General features: G+C 67.4%; 14 protein-coding genes and 1 pseudogene. 8 read left to right on the forward strand and 7 right to left on the reverse strand.

The genetic code is table 11. The annotated features are described in order from the left end of the window. Nucleotides 1–410: 410 nt before the first annotated feature. Nucleotides 411–1175: pseudogene (locus IGW04_RS22365) on the reverse strand (DeoR/GlpR family DNA-binding transcription regulator); the annotation flags it as partial. A 235-nt stretch (nt 1176–1410) separates the two neighbouring features. On the opposite strand from IGW04_RS22365, the gene IGW04_RS22370 reads away from it, so the two are divergent. The 7 genes from IGW04_RS22370 (at nt 1411) to IGW04_RS22400 (ending at nt 8667) form a co-directional block, all read left to right on the forward strand. Next, the gene (locus IGW04_RS22370; RefSeq protein ID WP_228527322.1) at nt 1411–2496 is read left to right on the forward strand and encodes an ABC transporter ATP-binding protein; all 1086 of its coding nucleotides are present in this window, start codon (nt 1411–1413) and stop codon (nt 2494–2496) included. Between the two features lie 2 nt (nt 2497–2498). After that, a complete protein-coding gene (locus tag IGW04_RS22375) occupies nt 2499–3581 on the forward strand; it encodes an ABC transporter ATP-binding protein (protein ID WP_194715316.1) in 1083 nt (360 codons plus the stop codon). Between the two features lies 1 nt (nt 3582). Continuing rightward, the gene (locus IGW04_RS22380) at nt 3583–4452 is read left to right on the forward strand and encodes a carbohydrate ABC transporter permease (RefSeq protein ID WP_194715317.1); all 870 of its coding nucleotides are present in this window, start codon (nt 3583–3585) and stop codon (nt 4450–4452) included. Then, nucleotides 4452–5255: a carbohydrate ABC transporter permease gene (locus IGW04_RS22385; protein ID WP_194715337.1), complete on the forward strand. Its 804-nt coding sequence runs from the start codon at nt 4452–4454 to the stop codon at nt 5253–5255. Before IGW04_RS22380 ends, IGW04_RS22385 begins: the two co-directional genes overlap by 1 nt. A gap of 1 nt (nt 5256) precedes the next feature. Further along, on the forward strand, nt 5257–5541 hold the full coding sequence (locus tag IGW04_RS22390; RefSeq protein ID WP_194715318.1) for a DUF2160 domain-containing protein: 285 nt from the start codon (nt 5257–5259) through the stop codon (nt 5539–5541). 94 nt (nt 5542–5635) lie between these two features. Beyond that, a complete protein-coding gene (locus IGW04_RS22395; protein WP_407672164.1) occupies nt 5636–7348 on the forward strand; it encodes an ABC transporter substrate-binding protein in 1713 nt (570 codons plus the stop codon). Nucleotides 7349–7542: 194 nt separating this feature from the next. Then, complete coding sequence (locus tag IGW04_RS22400) at nt 7543–8667, forward strand: SMP-30/gluconolactonase/LRE family protein (RefSeq protein ID WP_407672165.1); 1125 nt, start codon at nt 7543–7545, stop codon at nt 8665–8667. A gap of 237 nt (nt 8668–8904) precedes the next feature. On the opposite strand, the gene IGW04_RS22405 is transcribed toward IGW04_RS22400, so the two are convergent. From IGW04_RS22405 to IGW04_RS22430, 6 genes are all read right to left on the reverse strand, one after another. Next, nucleotides 8905–10278 (reverse strand): HlyD family efflux transporter periplasmic adaptor subunit, encoded by a 1374-nt coding sequence (locus IGW04_RS22405; RefSeq protein ID WP_194715320.1) that lies wholly within the window; start codon nt 10276–10278, stop codon nt 8905–8907. Next, entirely contained in the window at nt 10244–12829 is a 2586-nt protein-coding gene (locus IGW04_RS22410; RefSeq protein ID WP_194715321.1) for an FHA domain-containing protein, read from the reverse strand. The genes IGW04_RS22405 and IGW04_RS22410 overlap by 35 nt, the downstream gene beginning before the upstream one ends. A gap of 10 nt (nt 12830–12839) precedes the next feature. Beyond that, nucleotides 12840–14258, reverse strand: coding sequence for an efflux transporter outer membrane subunit (locus IGW04_RS22415; RefSeq protein ID WP_228527323.1), 1419 nt, complete (start codon nt 14256–14258; stop codon nt 12840–12842). Continuing rightward, nucleotides 14255–16198 (reverse strand): HD domain-containing phosphohydrolase, encoded by a 1944-nt coding sequence (locus IGW04_RS22420; protein WP_194715323.1) that lies wholly within the window; start codon nt 16196–16198, stop codon nt 14255–14257. The genes IGW04_RS22415 and IGW04_RS22420 overlap by 4 nt, the downstream gene beginning before the upstream one ends. A 152-nt stretch (nt 16199–16350) precedes the next feature. Next, a complete protein-coding gene (locus IGW04_RS22425; RefSeq protein WP_194715324.1) occupies nt 16351–16782 on the reverse strand; it encodes a DUF4399 domain-containing protein in 432 nt (143 codons plus the stop codon). A 61-nt stretch (nt 16783–16843) separates the two neighbouring features. Continuing rightward, entirely contained in the window at nt 16844–17260 is a 417-nt protein-coding gene (locus IGW04_RS22430; RefSeq protein WP_407672167.1) for a DUF4399 domain-containing protein, read from the reverse strand. 299 nt (nt 17261–17559) lie between these two features. Here IGW04_RS22430 and IGW04_RS22435 point away from each other — a divergent pair, with 299 nt between their 5' ends. Further along, nucleotides 17560–19410, forward strand: a complete 1851-nt coding sequence (locus tag IGW04_RS22435) for an SUMF1/EgtB/PvdO family nonheme iron enzyme (RefSeq protein WP_228527326.1) — start codon at nt 17560–17562, stop codon at nt 19408–19410. Nucleotides 19411–19425: the final 15 nt, after the last annotated feature.

The raw sequence follows: 19425 nt of genomic DNA on the forward strand, positions 1-19425 counted from the left end.
AGGACGCCGGCCTGGTTGAAGTCGCCGATCTGGGACAGGTTGGCATTGAAGCCGCCGCTGATGGCAGCCATTTGTTGCGCGTCGAGGGAAGTGGCGACAGCCAGGTCTTTGATGTTCAGCATGATGAAACTCCTTGAAGGTGGTTGGTTTGGGTTGGTGAGCTTTTGTCTGGGCTCGCTATCCCTATTGCATAGCCCGTGCCAGGTCGCTCAATCGCGGGAAAAGCCCTGCTGGCGGGGCAAAACGATGATGGGATGACATCAAAAGCGGATAAGGGAGGGCTTACGGACTCATGCCGTCCATCGCGGCGTATGGTCCTGGCAAACACTTTCCGAGGCGCTGTCGCGTATCGCCATACAGTACCGGCGCTTTCCTGTCCTCTGTGCCGCCCGCAGACTTGTCTGCCTTCTCTAGGCGGCCACCACTACCTGCACCTTTGCCTCCTTCAGCACCCGCGCCAGCGCTTCCGGCGGCTTCGCATCCGTGAACAGGCGATCGATCTGCGACGCATGCGCCAGCCTGACCAGCGCCTGCCGGCCGAACTTGTCATGGTCGGCCACCAGCCATATCTCGCGCGACTGCTCGATGATGGCCTGCGCGACCTTGACCTCGCGCGGATCGAAGTCGCGCAGCGTGCCGTCTTCTTCCAGGCCGGAAATGCCGATGATGCCGATGTCCACCTTGAACTGGCGGATGAAGTCGATGGTCGCTTCGCCGACGATGCCGCGGTCGCGGGCACGCACCACGCCGCCGGCAATGATGACTTCGCAGTTCGGATTGTCGGCGAGGATGGCGGCGACGTTGAGGTTGTTGGTCACAACGTGCAGGTCCTGATGATGCACCAGCGCCCGCGCCACTTCCTCCGTGGTGGTGCCGATGTTGACCAGCAGGGAGCAGCCATGCGGCACCTGGCTGGCGACCGCGGCGGCGATGCGGCGCTTGGCGTCCCTGTTGAGCGCCTGGCGCTGGTCGTAGTCGATATTCCTGACCGAGGAAGGGAGACCGACCCCGCCGTGGTAGCGCGCCAGCAGTTGCGCATCCTCCATCAGCTTGATATCGCGGCGCACGGTCTGCGGCGTGACCGCCAGTTGCTGCGCCAATTCTTCCACGGAGACAGTCCGGTGCTGGCGGACCACATCGAGCAGCTTTCTCTGGCGCGGATTGAGCGTCATCCCGTTCTCCTTCGGCCTTTTATCGCTGACTCAATATAATCCAAAAAGAACATAAACGAACAAAAAGTTTAGATAATTCGCTTGCGTTTATTTTCAAATCGGGCGTAATCTAGTGCCCAGATTGTCTTTCGTCTGATTGTTTTTCCAAGCGCGCCCTTTACAGGCACCGGCACCGCCGGCACCAAGATCCGCAGCACAGGCTGATACCGGACGTGGCAAGAGTTACAAGGAGACACCCTTGCATCTGGCACTTGAAAACGTGAGCAGGAAGCACGGCGCGGAAGACCACATCCATCCGCTTTCCATGCAGCTGGCGTCTGGCGCGATCAACGTGCTGCTGGGCACCACGCGCGCCGGCAAGACCACGCTGATGCGCCTGATGGCCGGGCTTGACCAGCCAAGCACGGGCCGCGTCATGGCGGAGGGGCGCGATGTGACGGGCGTGCCGGTGCGCCAGCGCGACCTTGCCATGGTCTACCAGCAGTTCATCAATTACCCTTCCTTCACCGTCTACGAGAACATCGCCTCGCCGCTGCGCATCAAGGGCGTGCCGGACCAGGAGATACGGCGCCGTGTCGGCGACATGGCGGAGCGGCTGCATATCACGCCCTTCCTGCAGCGCTACCCGGCGGAACTCTCGGGCGGACAGCAGCAGCGCACCGCGCTGGCGCGCGCGCTGATCAAGGACGCCGGCCTGCTGCTGCTGGACGAGCCGCTCGTCAATCTCGATTACAAGCTGCGCGAAGAACTGCGGCGCGAGCTGACCGACCTGTTCTCGGAAGGCAAAACCACCGTTGTCTATGCGACCACGGAGCCGCTCGAAGCGCTGCAGCTGGGCGGCCAGCTGAGCGTGCTGCATGAAGGCCGGCTGCTGCAGTACGGGCCGACGCTGGATGTCTTCAACGCGCCCGCCTCGGTGCAGGTGGCACGCACCTTCAGCGACCCGCCCGTCAACCTGATGCCGGCAACGGTGCAGGCCGGCGGGGTTGCCATGGCCGGCGATGGACTGGCGCTGCCGCTGAGCGCTGCCCAGGTGCAGGCCATCGGCAGCGAACGGGAACTGGTGCTCGGCCTGCGCGCCCATAGCCTGCGCCTGGCGCCCAATCCGGGGGACGTGCCGATCCACGCGGTGGTCGACCTGGCCGAGATCAGCGGATCGGAAACCTATATCCATGTCCACCGCGGCCCGCTGTCCATCGTCGCCCAGCTGCCCGGCGTCCATGTGCAGGAACTGGGCGCGCCCTGCGTGCTGTACTGCCAGCCCGATGCGCTGCTGCTGTTCGCCACCGATGGCCGGCTGCTGCATGCGCCGGCGGGGAGCTGACCATGGCGCGCATCGACCTGCAGGACCTCGCGCATGCCTACAAGCTCAATCCTTCGGCGCCGTCGGACTATGCATTGCGGCCGATGACCATGGAGTGGGACGACGGCGGCGCCTATGCGCTGCTCGGCCCGTCTGGCTGCGGCAAGACCACGCTGCTCAATATCATTTCAGGGCTGGTGCGGCCCAGCCATGGCCGGGTGCTGTTCAATGGCGTCGATGTCACCGACCTGCCGCCGGAGCGGCGCAACATCGCGCAGGTGTTCCAGTTCCCGGTCATCTACGACACCATGACGGTGTTCGACAATCTCGCCTTCCCCCTGCGCAACCGCGGCTGGAAGCAGGCCGACATCAGGAAGCGCGTCGAGCAGATCGCGGCCATGCTGGAACTGACCGCGGACCTGCGCCACCGCGCCAGCGGACTGGCGGTGGATGCCAAGCAGAAGATCTCGCTGGGACGCGGGCTGGTGCGCCCCGACGTGGCCGCCGTGCTGTTCGACGAACCGCTGACCGTGATCGACCCGCACCTGAAGTGGCTGCTGCGCCGCAAGCTCAAGGAAATCCATCACGAGCTCAAGCTGTCGCTGATCTACGTCACGCATGACCAGGTCGAAGCGCTGACCTTCGCCGACAAGGTGGTGGTCATGACGCAGGGCGAAGTGGTGCAGGCCGGCAGCGCGCAGGACCTGTTCGAGGAACCGGCACATACCTTCGTCGGCTACTTCATCGGCAATCCCGGCATGAACCTGATTCCGTGCACGGTGAAGGATGGCATGGCGCATATCGCGGGCGGCAGCGTGGCCTTGCCGGCCGCCGCCGCCGAGGCCCTGCGCGGGCAAAGCCAGGCCGTGCTGGGCATACGGCCCGAATACGTCGAAGTGGCCAGCGCGGGAGAGGCCGGCGCCATCGAGGCGAGCGTGGTTTCCGTGCGCAATCTCGGCACCCACTACCTGGCCGAGTTCCTGGTCGGCGGTCAGCCGCTGGCGGCCAAGCTGCGCCGGATGGCCGGCAGCGCGGGCGAGCGCGCATGGCTGCGCCTGCCGGCCAGCCATACCCTTTACTACGTCAACGACAAGCGGGTGGCGTGACATGAAAACCCAGAACAACCGCGCATGGTTCCTGATCCTGCCGGTCATCATCGCGGTGGCCTTCTCCGCCATCCTGCCGCTGATGACCATCGTGAATTACTCGGTGCAGGACATCCTGAGTCCGACGCAGAAGGTGTTTGTCGGCACCGAGTGGTTCCAGACCGTGATGCGCGACAGCGAACTGCATGAAGCGCTGTACCGGCAACTGCTGTTCTCGCTGTCGGTGCTGGCGATCCAGATCCCGCTTGGCATCCTGATCGCGCTGTGCATGCCGGCCGAGGGCTGGCGCGCATCGCTGGCGCTGGTGCTGATCGCGCTGCCATTGCTGATTCCCTGGAACGTGGTCGGCACCATCTGGCAGATTTTCGGGCGCGGCGACATCGGCCTCCTGGGCTACTCGATCAATGCGATGGGCGCGGACTACAACTACACCGGCAACCCCTTCGATGCCTGGGCAACGGTGCTGGTGATGGACATCTGGCACTGGACGCCGCTGGTGGTTCTGCTCTGCTATGCCGGCCTGCGCGCGATACCGGACGCCTACTACCAGGCCGCCCGCATCGACGGCGCCTCGCGCTGGGCGGTGTTCCGTTTCATCCAGCTGCCCAAGCTGCGCAACGTGCTGATGATCGCGGTGCTACTGCGCTTCATGGACAGCTTCATGATCTATACCGAGCCCTTCGTGCTGACCGGCGGCGGGCCCGGCAATGCCACCACCTTCCTGTCGCAATACCTGACGCAAAAGGCGGTCGGGCAGTTCGACCTCGGCCCGGCCGCGGCCTTTTCACTGATCTATTTCCTGATCATCCTGCTGTTCTGCTTCGTGCTCTACAACTGGATGCAGCGGGTCGGCACCGGAGACGGCAAATGATGAACAAGCGCATCACCGCGCCGCTCCTGGCGCTCTACCTGCTGCTGTCGCTGCTGCCGATCTACTGGATGATCAACATGTCGTTGAAGAGCAACGAGGAGATCGTCAGCACCCTGTCGATGTGGCCGCACGACCTGACGCTGGACAACTTCAAGACCATCTTCACCGACCCGTCCTGGTACAGCGGCTACATCAATTCCATCATCTATGTCGCCATCAACATGGTGCTGTCGGTGGCCATCGCGCTGCCGGCCGCCTATGCGTTTTCACGCTATACCTTCGTCGGCGACAAGCACCTGTTCTTCTGGCTGCTGACCAACCGCATGACGCCGCCGGCGGTGTTCCTGCTGCCGTTCTTCCAGCTGTATTCGACGGTCGGGCTGATGGACACGCACCTGGCCGTGGCGCTGGCGCACATGGTCTTCAACGTGCCGCTGGCGGTCTGGATACTCGAAGGCTTCATGTCCGGCGTGCCGAGGGAAATCGACGAGACCGCGTATATCGACGGCTATACCTTCCCGCGCTTCTTCTTGCGCATCTTCCTGCCGATGATCAAGTCCGGCGTCGGCGTCACCCTGTTCTTCTGCTTCATGTTCAGCTGGGTCGAACTGCTGCTGGCGCGTACGCTCACCTCGGTCAATGCCAAGCCGATCGCCGCCACCATGACCCGCACGGTGTCGGCGGCCGGCATGGACTGGGGCGTGCTGGCGGCCGCCGGCGTGCTGACCATCGTGCCGGGCGCGCTGGTGATCTGGTTCGTCAGGCATTACATCGCCAAGGGCTTCGCAATGGGGAGGGTGTGACATGGAGAACCTGTTCTCGTGGATGGCATGGACCGCGCCGGTGGCCATCTTTTTCACCGCCATCGTGCTGATGCTGGTCGGCATGACGATCTGGGAGCTGCGCTCGCCCTCCATCATGCGCCGCGGCTTCCTGCCCATTGCCACCACACGCGGCGACCGCCTGTTCATCAGCCTGCTGGCCGCCGCCTACATCAATCTGGCCTGGACCGGCCTCACCAATCTGCCGCAATGGCTCGGGGCCGCCGCCAGCTTCGTGGTTCTGCTGATCGTGATGCGCTGGGGCTAGACAGCGCATCCGCAGTCCGCGCACCCCTTCCCGCGCGGCTGTCGTCCATACCAGGGAAGGCCTACAAAAAGGTGGAGATATGAGACGGAAACTGATGGCAATCGCGATTGCCGCGACGATGGTGCCGGCGGCAGCCTGGGCCGACATGAAGGCCGCCGAGAAATGGGTCGACCAGGAGTTCCAGCCATCGACGCTCAACCGCCAGCAGCAGCTCGATGAAATGAAATGGTTCATCGATGCGGCCGCCAAGCTCAAGGCCGCGGGCATCAACGAGATCAACGTGGTGTCGGAAACCATTGACACCCATGTCTATGAGTCCAAGACCCTGACCAAGGCGTTCGAGGAGATCACCGGGATCAAGGTCAAGCACGACATCATCCAGGAAGGCGACGTGGTCGAGAAGCTGCAGACCTCGATGCAGTCGGGCAAAAGCATCTACGACGGCTGGATCTCGGACTCCGACCTGATCGGCACCCATTACCGCTACGGCGTGATCGAGCCGCTGTCGGACTACATGGTCGGCAAGGGCAAGGACTACACCAATCCGGGGCTGGACCTGAAGGACTTCATCGGAACCAGCTTCACCACCGCGCCGGACGGCAAGCTGTACCAGCTGCCGGACCAGCAGTTTGCCAACCTCTACTGGTTCCGCGCCGACCTGTTCGGCCGCAAGGACCTGCAGGACAAGTTCAAGGCCAAGTACGGCTATGACCTCGGCGTGCCGCAAAACTGGTCGGCCTATGAAGACATCGCCGAGTTCTTCACCAACGATGTGAAGGAGATCGACGGCAAGCGCATCTACGGCCACATGGACTACGGCAAGAAGGACCCGTCGCTGGGCTGGCGCTTCACCGATGCCTGGCTGTCGATGGCCGGCACCGCCGACAAGGGCATTCCCAACGGCCTGCCGGTCGACGAGTGGGGCATCCGGGTGGCCGACGACAAGTGCACGCCGGTCGGCGCGTCGGTGTCGCGCGGCGGCGCCACCAATTCGCCGGCGGCCGTCTATGCGCTGACCAAGTATGTCGACTGGATGAAGAAATATGCGCCGCCCGAAGCGCAGGGCATGACCTTTTCCGAGGCCGGCCCGGTGCCGGCGCAGGGCCAGGTGGCGCAGCAGATCTTCTGGTACACCGCGTTCACCGCCGGCATGACCAAGGCCGGCCTGCCGGTGGTGAACGCCGACGGCACGCCGAAGTGGCGGATGGCGCCGGGACCGCACGGCCCGTACTGGAAGGATGGCATGCAGAACGGCTACCAGGACGTCGGCTCGTGGACCTTCTTCAAGTCGACCCCGGACAACCGCAAGGCCGCTGCCTGGCTGTATGCGCAGTTCATCAACTCCAAGACCGCGTCGCTGAAGAAGTCCATCGTCGGCGTGACCTTCGTGCGCGACTCCGACATCCGGCATGAGTACTTCACCAAGAACGCCGCTAAGTACGGCGGCCTGATCGAGTTCTACCGCAGCCCGGCGCGGGTCGCATGGACCCCGACCGGCAACAACGTGCCCGACTATCCGAAGCTGGCGCAGCTGTGGTGGAAGAACGTGGCTGTCGCCGTCACCGGCGAGAAGACGCCGCAGGCCGCGATGGACAACCTGGCCGAGGAAATGGACCAGGTGATGGGCAGGCTGCAGCGCGCCGGCATGAAGAACTGCGCGCCCAAGCTCAATCCAAAGAGCGACAGCAGCAAGTGGCTGTCCGACACCGGCGCGCCCTGGAAGAAGCTGGCCAATGAAAAGCCCAAGGGGGAAACCATTGCCTATGACAAGCTGCTGCAGGCATGGAAAGAGGGACGGGTGAAGTAAGGCGAAGCAAGGCGCGGCGCCAGGGCCGGCTTCCGGACCTGGCGCCGCGCCTGATGGAGCGGCTTGTGTTTAGACAAACATGAGTTGGAATCCGCCGCGTGCGTGGAGCGGCGCAAGAACTCTGCCGGCTGGAAAACTCTAATCCGGGTAATGCGCGGGCGTCCCGCCCGCCTTGAACCGAATTGGAAAGTCAGATGAGCTTACTCAAATCGACATTCGCCGTCCTCACCGGCGCCTGTCTCCGCAGCATGGTTTCCGAGCAATCCCCATCGAAGCAGCCCGGCGCGCAGGCGCGCCTGCAGCAGGTGGCGGAATTCGACCACCAGGTGACCGGCGTCACCGTGGCCAGGGACGGCCGCATCTTCGTCAACTTCCCGCGCTGGACCGAGGACGCGCCGGTATCGGTGGCCGAAGTGGCCAGCGACGGCAGCATCAGGCCCTATCCTGACCAGGCCTGGAATGCGTGGCGCAATGCGAAGCGCGATGAAATGGACCCGGGGCAGCATTTTGTCTGCGTCCAGAGCGTGGTCGCCGATGAGCAGGGCAACCTGTGGGCGCTCGACCCGGCGGCGCCGGCCCAGAGCACGCTGGTGCCGGGCGGCCCCAAGCTGGTGAAGATCGACCTTGCAAGCAACGCAGTGAAACAGGTCATCGCGTTCGACCAGACGGCGGCGCCGCAGGGCAGCTACCTGAACGACGTGCGCTTCAGCAGCGATGGGCGGCTTGCCTACATCACCGATTCCGGCGCCAGGGGCGCGCTGCTGGTGGTGGACCTGGCCAGCGGCAAGGCGCGCCGGCTGCTCGATGGCCATCCAAGCACGCAGCCGGAAAAGGGCGTGGTCATCAAGACCGACGGCAAGCCATTGCGCCGTCCCGACGGCCGGGGCGTGGAGTTCGCGGCGGACGGCATCGCGCTGTCGCCGGATGGAAAATACCTGTACTGGCAGGCGATCAAGGGCCGCACGCTGTACCGCATCGCCACCGGCGCGCTGGACGATGCCGCGCTGCCGGCAAAGTCGGTCGAGGACAAGGTCGAAACGGTGGGCGAGAACGGGCCGGCGGATGGCCTGCTGTTCGATCGCCACGGACGGATGTATATCAGCGCGGTCGAGGAAAATGCGATCAAGGTCAGGGAGGACGGCAAGGTGTCGGTGCTGCTGCAGGACAGCCGCCTGCGCTGGCCGGACACCTTCGCGCTCGGTCCGGACGGCACGGTCTATGTGACCAGCTCGCGCATCATGGACATGCACTGGTTCAAGCTGGAAAACCCGCCGGCCTTGAAAACGACCTTGTTCCGCATCGAGGCCACGCCACGGTAGCGCGCTTGCAGCGTGGCTGCCATCGGCCCGCCAGGCCAGGTCGCCATTGGAAGAGCCGCACCGCGATGGGTAGGGTGCAATACCCGAAGGGCATTGCACCGTGGGCCGCATAGCGGAAAGGTCATGTCAAAAACCTTCCCTGGTCCACGAAATGCGGAATGCCGCTTCGGGGTATTCCGCCCTGAGAAACCCTGATCCGGAAAATGCGCGGCCGTGCCTCCCGCCTTGAACCGGCGCTCAGCCGCCGACCTGCCGGAAGGGATCGAGCGCCAGGTCGATCAGCCTGCGTTCGCGCACCACCAGCTCGGCGGTGGCGACCATGCCGTAGTGCAGCGGGTACTGGCGGCCGCCGACCTTGTAGTAGTCCTGGTTGAGCCGGATCCGGCCTTCATACACCAGCTGCTTGGACTGGGCCGATGCCTTGGCGGCCGGCGCGATGAATTCCAGCGTGCCGTCGATCAGCCCGTAGCGCTGGTAGGGGAAGGCATTGAACTTGAGCTTGGCCGCCAGCCCCTCGCGCAGGAAGCCGCGGTCGGCCTCGGCGATTTCGATCTTCAGCACCGGGCGCGCGCCCTTGGGCGCAATGCCGCCCAGCGGCGTGTTGGCCTGCAGCTTGTCGCCCGGCTGGGTCGAGGTGACGTCGGTGACGACGCCATCGACAGGCGCCAGGATCAGCAGGAAGTTGTCCTTGTCGATGTTCTCGAAGCGTATCCGCGCCGCCGCCTCGGCCACCAGCCGCGCCGCCTGGACCTGCAGGCGCAGCTTGTCCTCGGTGCTGCCGATCTCGCGCACGGCCGCTTCGTACTGCAGCCGCAGCCTGCCCAGTTCCTGGCCGCTGGTTTCGAGCTGCGCCCGGGCCTGGCCGAACTCGATGGCCTGGCGGGCGGTCAGCTCGGACAGGCGCGACTGCGCCACCCGCAGCGCATTGTCGGCCGCCTGCAGCGCATTTTTCTTCGATTCCACCTGCATCTGCGACACGCCGCCGCCGCCGGGCAGGGCCAGCAGCCTGGCGTACTTGTCCGCTTCCTCGCGCGCGGCGTCGCGGGCGCGGCGGGCATCCTCGACATTGGTGCGCGCCTCCTGGAGCTGCGCGCGCTGGGTTTCGGCCAGCCGCCCGGTGCCTTCGGCCATGCGCTTCTCATGCTGGAACTCTTCCAGCTCCATCTGCTGCTTGAGCGTGGCGGCGCGCCGTTCCAGCAGCGCGCGGCGCTCCGGAAACTCCTTCCATTCCCGCTCTGCCGCTTCCAGCTTCAACTGCGCTTCCAGCGCGCTGGTGGCCGCCTCGATCGCGCCGCGCGCATTGAGCCTGGCCACCACGTCGCCGGTGGAGACCGGCTGGCCCTCGGCCATGTACAGGTTGGCCAGCTCGCCATCGACCGGCGCATACATGCGCCTGACCTCGGACTCCGGCGCCAGCGCGCCCTGCGCGCTGACGATCACATCCGCATGGCCGAAGAAGGACCAGAGCAGGCCGGACAGCACCAGCCCGAGCAGCGCCATCACGATCAGCCGGGTGAAGCGCCACGGCTCGGCGGTCAGCACCGCGATGCCTTCGGCGCTGTGGTCCTCCAGCGCTTCAGCGAGCGGTTTCGGTGTTTCGTCTTTCGCCATTTTCCTGCCCTCCCAGCAATGTCAGCTTGGCCTTGAGCACGCCGGGGTCGAGCGTGCCGCGGGCTTCCTGCAGCAGGGCGCGCTGCAGCCGCGCCTCGGCCAGGATCTCCTGCTCGGTACGGCGCCACGGCTCCGGTATCGGCAGGCGCAGCTGGCTGGCCCGGCGCCGTCCCTGCTGCGCCGCTTCCTGCGCGGCGGCGAGCAGCCCGGCCTGGCTGCGGAAGCGTTCCGATACGGCGGCTTCCAGCCGCTGCCGGCCCTCGATGCCGCCGCCGTCGCGGTACTGGCGCCACAGGGCTTCGGCGCGCGCCATGTCCTGCTGCGCCTGCCGGCTCGCCCCGGCGCGGTCGAGCTGCAGATCCTGTTCAGCCGCCCTGACGAAATAGCGGTCGTCGAGCGGATCGAGGCTGGCGTAGAAGGCCAGCACGCGCTCGTTCTGCCCGGCGCTGCCGCGGGTTTTCTGCAGCGCGCTGAATTGCGCCATCACCGACTTCTTGCGGGCCAGCTCGGCAGCCGCCTCCGCGGCCCATGGCCCGTTGGCAAGCTTGCCCAGCGCGGCATAGGCTTCCTCGGCCCGGCCGGCCTGCCATGCCGCCGCCACCGCGCCATAGGCCTTCAGCACCTCGGGCGGAGGCAGCGCGCCGCTGGCGGCCAGCGACTCGAGCCTGGCCTGGAACGGCGGCGTGGCAAAGCGGGCCGAGGCCAGAAGCGCGGCCAGCGGGCCGAGCTGCCGCTGGTGCGCCGCATCCTGGATGCGCTGGTACAGCTGCAAGTCGTCCCGCACCAGGTCCAGCCCGCCCAGCCGCGGATATTTCTGCTGCGCCTCGGCCAGCAGCGGCTCGATCGCGTCCGGCCGGTCGCGCCCGAGTTCGGCGGCGATCGATGCCTTCAGCCGTTCTATCGCGGCCATGTAGACCGCGTCGTCGCTCTGCAGCCGGCGCAGGTGGCTCAGGGCGGCGGCATAGGTGTCGCCGAATTCCGGCACAAGCGATGCGACCCGGTTGAGCAGGCGCTGGTGCGCGGCGGTGTCGTCGTTCCACCATTGCAGCAGCGACTGCATCTGCTGCTCGTCGGCATAGATGCGGATCGGCGCGTCGGCCGCGGCGCGCGGCGCCATGTATCGTTCGAGCCGGTCTATCCAGCCCAGTTCGGCCGCCATGGCGCGCAGGTCGGGATTGCCCGCGGCGGCGCCGCTCAGCTTGGCCAATGCCGCGTCGGCGTCGTCGAAGTCGGCGCGCTTGAGGCTGGACAGCCAGGGCGGGACATGGGCCTTCAGCGCCGCTTCGGTGGCCAGCGCCGCCAGCGGCGCGCTGTCCGGATGCCGCTGCAGTTCCGCGCTCGCCAGCGCAGCCGCCCGTGCCGGATCGCCGCCGGCCAGCAGGTCCCTGACCTGCTGCTCCGGGCCTTCGCGGGTCAGCAGCACGGCCAGCGCGATGCCCACGGCGATGGCCAGCGCGGCGACCCAGAGCAGCGGGCGCCGTGCCTTGCGGGGCGCATCCTCGCGCAGGGCGGCGGCCATGCCGGCGGCCAGATGTGCAATGCGGCTGCGGCGCCTGCCGCCCGCGCCGGGCGGCGGCCCGGCGTGCACAGCCGGCTCGGCGGCGGCGTCGGGCGGCTGCTGTCCCGGCGCCGGGCTGCAGAAGATGTTGAGGAAGGATTCGGCAGCGCCCACAAAGGTGGTGCGCTCGGCATCGCTTTCCGGCGCGGCGGGCGGCGACGATGGCGGCGACGAGGCGGGCGGCGATGAAAATGATGCCGAAGAGGGCGCAGCCGGCGACGCCTGCGGCGCCAGCATCGTCACCGTCGGTTCCAGGCTGCCGGCGCCGGCTGCGCCGCCCGGCCGCTCGATGCTGACTGTATAGACGAAATGGGTGCCGCCGAAGGCCAGCAGGTCGCCATCGTCCAGCCGCCGCGCATGTTCGTCCAGCCGTGCGCCATTGACGAAGGTGCCGTTGGTGCTGCCCAGGTCTTCCACGAACGGCGCGCCGCCGCGCAGGAAGATATGGGCATGCCGGCGCGACAGGTAATCGAGCTGGCGCGGATGGCTGTCGCGGTACTGCGCGAACGCGGCCTCGGTCTTGCCGACCAGGAAGGGAAAGGCCGTCGCGACGATGGCCTGCAGCCCGCTTTCCGGCTGCTGCGGCGTTAATGTCAGGCTGTTCGGCGCAACCGCCTGCGCCGGCCGCCGCGCCGAGCGGCGCAGGCCGACCCGGTAGGTCAGTGCGCCGCCGAGGCCGATCTCGTCCCCTTCCTGCAGCAGGCTGGTCTTCTGGCGGATGTCGGCGCCGTTGACGGTGGTGCCGTTCTTGCTGCCCAGGTCGGCGATATAGGCGCTGCCGTGCTCGAGGAAGATGCGGGCATGGCGGCGCGACAGCCGGCCCGACAGCGCCGCCGGATAGCTGCTGAATGGCAGCTCGTTGCGGCCGATCGCAAACAGCGTCTCGCCGATCACGATCTCGCCCAGCGCCGGCTCGGCCAGCGGCGTGAGCACCACGTCCAGCTCCTGCGCCGCAGGCCGGGCCGGGTGGTCGTCGGTCAGCGCGTCCGCCATGGCTGCCCGCTCAGCGCTGCGCCGCGCCGACCTGCACCGCCGGCCAGCCGCCGCCCAGCGCCTTGTACAGCGTCACCGTGTCCGACAGCAACTGCTGGTGGTTGGCAAGCAGCGCCAGCTGCGCCGCCAGCAGCGAACGCTCCGATTCGAACACATCGAGCTGCGACACCACGCCTTCGCGCAGCTGGCCGGCGAACTGGCGGGCAACCACTTCCAGCTGCGCCACCTGCTGCTCCAGTTCGGCGCGCTGCTTGCGGTGGGCATCGAGGTTGACCAGCGCGTTTTCCACTTCCTCGAAGGCGCCGATCACGGTGCGGCGGTACTGCTCCTCCGCCACTTTCGTCTGCGCCTCGCTGGTCTTGATGCGCGCCTTCACGCCGGGGTCGAACATGGGCAGGTTGATGCTGGGCATGAGGCCGACGGTAAAGGTCTTGAGCAGGTCGGTCAGGGCGAAGCTGGCGCTGCCGCCGCGCCCGGTCAGGCTGATCGACGGCAGCTGCGCCAGCTTGGCCTGGCCCACTAGGTTATACGCTTCCAGCACCCGGTATTCGGCGGCGACGATGTCGGGCCGGCGCTCCAGCAGCTGGGAGGGCAGGCCGGCCGGCACCGGCGGCAGCTGCACGGTCTGCTGCAGGCGGCCGGGCGGCACCGTCAGCTCGCCGGCAGGCCGGCCCAGCAGCGTGGCCAGCGCATTGGCCGCCAGGTCGCGCGCGCGGCGCAGTTCCAGCAGGTCGCTGGTGAGCCGGTTTATTTCGGCGCGCTGCTGCAGCACCCGGGTATTGGGCAGCAGCCCGGCCGCATGCATGGCCTCGTAGGTGGCCAGGATCTGGCGGCCGCGTTCCAGCGCCTGCTGCTGCCGCGCCGACTGCTCGTCCAGCTGCAGGATCTGGAAGTAGGCGCTCGACACGTCGGCCACCATGCTGAGGTAGCCGGCGCGCCAGTCGGCCTCGGAGGCCTGGAAGCCGGCCTGCTGGGCCTGCACGCCTTTCTCGAACTTGCCCCATATGTCGATATCCCAGTTGACCTGGGTGCCCAGGTTGAAGGTCTGGGAAAACTTCTGCCCGGTCACCTTTTCGAAGCTGGCGCCGGCGCCGGCGTCCAGCGTGGGCAGGGCGCCTGCGCGCGCCTCGCCGATCTGGGCCTGGGCCACGCGGCTGCGGGCGGCCAGTATCCGCAGGTCGATATTGCCCTCGATCGCCTGCGCCACCAGGCGGTCGAGGTAGGGGTCGAGGAATTCCTTCCACCAGTCCGGCCGTATCGTGTCGCTGGCCGACACCGGCGCCGCCTCCTTGGCCGAGAACGCCGCCTTGGCCGGCGCGTCGGGGCGCTGGTAGGGCGCCATGCTGACATCGGCGCAGCCGCACAGCGCCGCGCCGAGCGCGCAGGCAGCCGCGCCGGCGCGGCAGGAATAGGGGAACAAGGGCTTCATAACGGCTCCCAGGCGCGCGATTGCACGAACACGTCGAACAGTTGCCGGTCGAGATGGCCGGCCCGGCATTCCAGCGCGATCAGGTCCAGCGCCTGCTCCACCGGCACCTGCTTCTTGTAGGGCCTATCGGCGGCGGTGAGCGCATCGTAGATGTCGCAGATCGTCAAAATCCGGGTCTGGATGCTGATCTGCGGCTCGCGCAGCCCCATCGGATAGCCCGAGCCATCCAGCTTTTCATGGTGGCCATGCGCGATGGTCGGCACGCTGGCCAGGTCGCGCGTCCACGGAATGAGGATCAGGAAGGAATAGGAGTCGGCCACGTGCGCCTCGATCTGGCGCCGCTCGTCCGGGGTCAGGCAGCCGCGCGTCACGCCCAGCGCGGCGTACTCTTCCTCGGTCAAGAGCTTCAGCGGCGGGCTGTCCTGCTGATGGTGCTGCCAGCACAGGGCCGGCGCCAGGTCGGGCAGCGCCAGGTCCGGGCTCACCGCCGGCTCGTTGGCCGCGCGTATCGTTTCCAGGAACTGGTCGAGCCTAGCGAACTCCAGCCGCAGCGCCTGTTCGATCTCGCGCTGGCGCTGCCGGAAACCATCGGGCGACAGGCCTTGCGCCGCATGCTGCTCCACCAGCGCATGCCAGGCCTGGCGCTCCAGGCAGGCCCGCACATGCAGGAAGCGCTGCTCCACTACCCGCATGTCGGCATGGTGCAGCTTCTTTTCCTTGCGCAGCACATGCTCGCGCACGCCGACCTTGCCGAAGTCGTGCAGCAGCGCCGCGTAGCGCAGCTCCCGCACCTGTTCCTTGCTGAACCGGGCCTGCGCCAGGCCGGGCGCGTCGGCGCGGTCGACCGCGGTGATCAGCCGCTCGGCATAGCCCGCCACCCGGAAGGAATGGCCGGCGGTGACCGGGTCGCGTTCCTCGATCGCCTGCACCGAGGCGCGCACGAAGCCGTCGAGCAGCCGTTCTATGTCGGAATACAGCTGGAAGTTCTTCAGCGCCACCGCGGCCTCGGCGCAGACGCCGGTCAGGATTTCCAGGTCGGCTTCGCGGAAGGCATACGGGTCGGACGAGGTGTCGACCTGGATCAGGCCCAGGCATTCGCCCTCCAGCAGCAGCGGCACGCACATCACGCTGCGTATGGCCTGGGAAATGATGGACTCCTGCGCGCCGAAATGGCGGTCGGCCAGGGTGTCGACCGACAGCACCGAGCGCTTCCTGTCGAGCACTTCGCCGATGATGGTGCGCGACATCACCACCTGGGCCGGGTCCACCACCGTGCCGTCGCGCCAGCGCGCGGCCGTCGGCACCGGCGCCTCGCCTTCCTTCTTGCGCAGCAGGATGAAGGCCCGTTCCGCCAGCGGAAACAGCTGGAAGATGAAGTTCATGATCTTCTCGGTCAGCGTCTCGCGGTCGGTCACGGCGCCCAGCGCGATGCCGACCTGCGCCATCGCATGCAGTTTCAGCATCAGGCGCTGGTCCTCGGTGCGGCCGGCCTCGGGGGCGGCCAGCCGGGTCAGGTCCTGCGCGTCGATCGAGCGGGTGATGACGGTGGGCAGGCTGTCCGCGGCCGGCACCATCAGCGAGTGGAAGCCAAGCGCAATGGCGGCGATGGCGATCTCGTCGCCGTCGCGCAGCGGGTACCACACGCCCGGCTGCAGCCGCTTGCCGCGCACGAAGGTGCCGTTGAAGGAATGCAGGTCCTCGATGTAGTACAGCGCGCCGCGGCGGCGGATGCGGGCATGGCGGCGGCTCACGGTATGGCCGGGCAGGCGGATCACCCGGTCCTGCGCCAGCGAATCCTGCGCGGCCCTGCCGATCACGGCTTCGTCATGCAGCGGGAACACCTGCGCCTTCTCCTCGCCCGCGCCGGGCAATTCGAGGTAGGCTGTGACGCCGCCCGAGCCGGGAAAGCCGGAGGCGGCTGCGGTTTCGCTGCGATCCATTTCATCATTCCCGATGGCATGAACGGCGCCGGTGCTTGCAGGGTCGGGCCGGGCGGCGGAAGCGGGCCCGTCAGCGCTTGGACCCGGCCGGGGCCTGCACAGTTGCAGTGGCGACGGCCATCTTCATCGCCGCGGGAAGCCGGGGACGGCTCTCACCGCGCCACCACCGTGATCTTCTTCGACATCACCGGCGGATTGTGCGGGATATGCCGGTCGTCGCCCATCAGCAGCTGCAGGGTATGCCGGCCCGGCGGCAGCTCCAGCATGGTTTCGGTTTCGCCGGCGCCGAAATGCAGGTGGTTGCGGTCGTTCGGGATCTCCTGGTCCAGCGGCGGCAGGCCGACATCGATCAGCAGGTGATGATGCCCCGTGTTCGGATACTTCACGCCCTTGGGCGCAACGCCCATGTTGCGCAGCCCGAACCAGACCCGGAACGGCTTGTTGGCGGTCACCACGGAGCCATCCTGCGGCCAGCCGATGTAGAGCCAGGTATCGGGCGCCGACGGCGTCTCGCCAGCCTGCCCGGCGCCGGCGGCCGTGGCGGCGATGGCGCCGATGGCTGCCATGAATGACCGTCTGTCCATGTTCTGCTCCTTTGTTGCCGATGTTGCCGCCGATGCCGCGAATCGCGGTCGGCGCAACGCGTCAGCGCACCGTCACCGTGATCCGGCTCGAATAGATCGGCGGATCGTGCGGCACATGGTCCTGGTCGCCGAGCAGCAGTTGCAGCGTGTGCTTGCCCGGCGGCAGTTCGATGCGCGCCTCGGTCTCGCCGGCGCCGAAGTGGAGATGGTTGCGGTCGTTCGGGATCTGCTGGTCCATTGCCGGCAGTTCGGTGTCGATCAGCAGGTGGTGGTGGCCGACATTGGCCATCTTCACGCCTTTCGGCGCCACGCCCATGTTGCGCAGGCCCATGCGCAGCCAGAAGCGCCCGCCGTCGATCACGGCGCCATTGGGCGGCCAGATGATATAGACCGACGCGTTCGGCGGCGCCGGCGTGCGCGGCGCCTGGGCGCGCGCCGGCGTCATGGCCGGCAGCAGGGCAGCCAGTAAGGCAATCATCAGCAGCTGGCGCATCGCATTTCTCCTTCGGACGCCTGGTCCACGGCTGGCCTTCTTCGTTTATTTTTCCAAGTTACTCGCCCAGGCGGCGCAACACCTGAGATAGAGCAAGCTCGCTGCGATAAACGCTGGACAAGGCCGTGCCTCGTGGGCCAAGGTCAGCATGAGGGCTCAGTTGGCCCGCCTGACCCGGCCAGGCCGACCATGCTCCGGCATGGCCGGCACGGGCAGCACGCCCGCGGCGCGGCCCATGCACCCATTTGCATCCGGACGGAGGCGCTGTGTGGCGAACATTCTTGATGACGGGACTGGCCCTGCTGCTCGCCGCCCAGGCAGCGCTGGCGCAGCCACAGCCACAGCAGGCGCGGGGCGTCGCGCTGGTGGTTGGCAACGGCGCCTATGCGCAGCAGGCGCTGCCCGGCCCGGTGCGGGATGCAAGCGCGATGGCAGCGGCGCTGCGGCAGCGGGGCTACACCGTGCTGTTGCACGAAAACCTGGACCGGGAGGGCATGCAGCAGGCGCTGCGTGAATTCCGGCAGCGGCTGCAGGCCGGCGGGGAGGGGCTGTTCTATTTCGCCGGCCACGGCATGCAGGTCGGCCAGCGGGTCCTGCTGCTGCCGGTGGAAGCCAGCGCCGCAAAGCCGGCGCGGCTGCTGGCCGACGCGCTCGATCTCGACGCGGTGCTGCAGCCCATGGCCGGCGGGCCAGGCGGCAAGCCCATGCTGGTGCTGCTCGATGCCTGCCTTGACAACCCGTTCCGCGCATCGGCATCGGCCAGGCCGGCGCCTCCGCCCAACACGCTCGTCGCCTATGCCGCGCAGCCCGGCCATGCCGCCTTCGGCAGCGCCGGGCAGGGATGGTGGACGGCGGCCCTGCTGCGCGCGATGGCTGCGGGCGGCGATGTGGGCACGCGGCTGGCTGATGCCGCCGCGCGGCTGGCTGCCGACAGCGGCGGCCTGCAGCGGCCATGGCTGCAGTCGACGCTGTCCGGTCAGGCGGCGCGCACGAAGTCAATGCCGTTGCCGCCGCTGGCGGCGGCGGACGCTGGCGCCAGCCCGGACTACCAGGCGCCCTACCGCCGCGGCGTGCTGCCCAAGGACAGCGCCGAGCAATATGAGCTGACATTCTGGGATTCGATCAAGGACAGCACCCACGCCAGCGACTACGAGGCCTATCTGCAGGCTTATCCGAACGGCCGCTTCGCCGGCCTGGCCCGCGCCCGCGTCGAGCGCCTGAAGGCGGCCACGCCCAGGCCCGAGACCGGCAAACCCGAATCGACCCGGCAGGAGGCGCCCAGGCCGGCGCCGGAAAAGGCCCAGGCGCCACGGCCGCCGGCCAAAAAGCCTGCCGACAGCGTGCCCGCAAGCGCCGCGCCCGCCGATGCGGCGCGCCCATCGACACCGCCGACGCCAGCGCCGCCTGCTGCACCCAAGGCCGGCGCCGATATCCAGGACTGTCCGGCCTGCCCGGTGCTGGCAGCCATTCCCGCGGGCAGCTTCACGATGGGCAGCAACACCAGCGACCCCAGCGAAAAGCCGGCGCGCCGCCTGACGATAGCCAAGCCGTTTGCAATCGGCCGTACCGAAGTCACCGTGCAGCAATGGAATGCCTGCGTCGAGGCGCTCGCCTGCCCGCGCGTGGCCGACACCCAGCGCGCGCCCAACCTGCCGGCCGGCGATATCAGCTGGGACGATGCGCAGGTCTATGTCAAGTGGCTGACCAAGGTCAGCGGCAAACCCTACCGGCTGCCCACCGAGGCCGAATGGGAATATGCGGCGCGCGGCGGCACCGCCAGCCGCTACTGGTGGGGCGAGGAAATGAAACGCGGCGCGGCCAATTGCCGGGAATGCGGCGAACCCTGGCAGGAAGCCGCGCCGGCGCCCGCCGGCTCCTTCACCGCCAATGGCTATGGCCTGCATGACATGAGCGGCAGCCTGTGGGAATGGGTGCAGGACTGCTGGCACTCGTCCTACAAGAACGCGCCCGCCGATGCCCGGGCCTGGGAAGAGGCGTTCTGCCGGCAGCGGGTGATACGCGGCGGCTCCTGGCGCGACGGCGCCAGCTACATGCCTGCCAGCACCCGCTTCAAGTACGACGCCAGCGTGCGCCATTCGCAGAACGGCTTCCGGGTCGCGCGCGACCTCGACTGAATCAGCCCGGTGCCT

The sequence above is a fragment of the Noviherbaspirillum soli genome (assembly GCF_015352955.1).
In the GTDB taxonomy this organism is placed as follows: domain Bacteria; phylum Pseudomonadota; class Gammaproteobacteria; order Burkholderiales; family Burkholderiaceae_D; genus Noviherbaspirillum_A; species Noviherbaspirillum_A soli.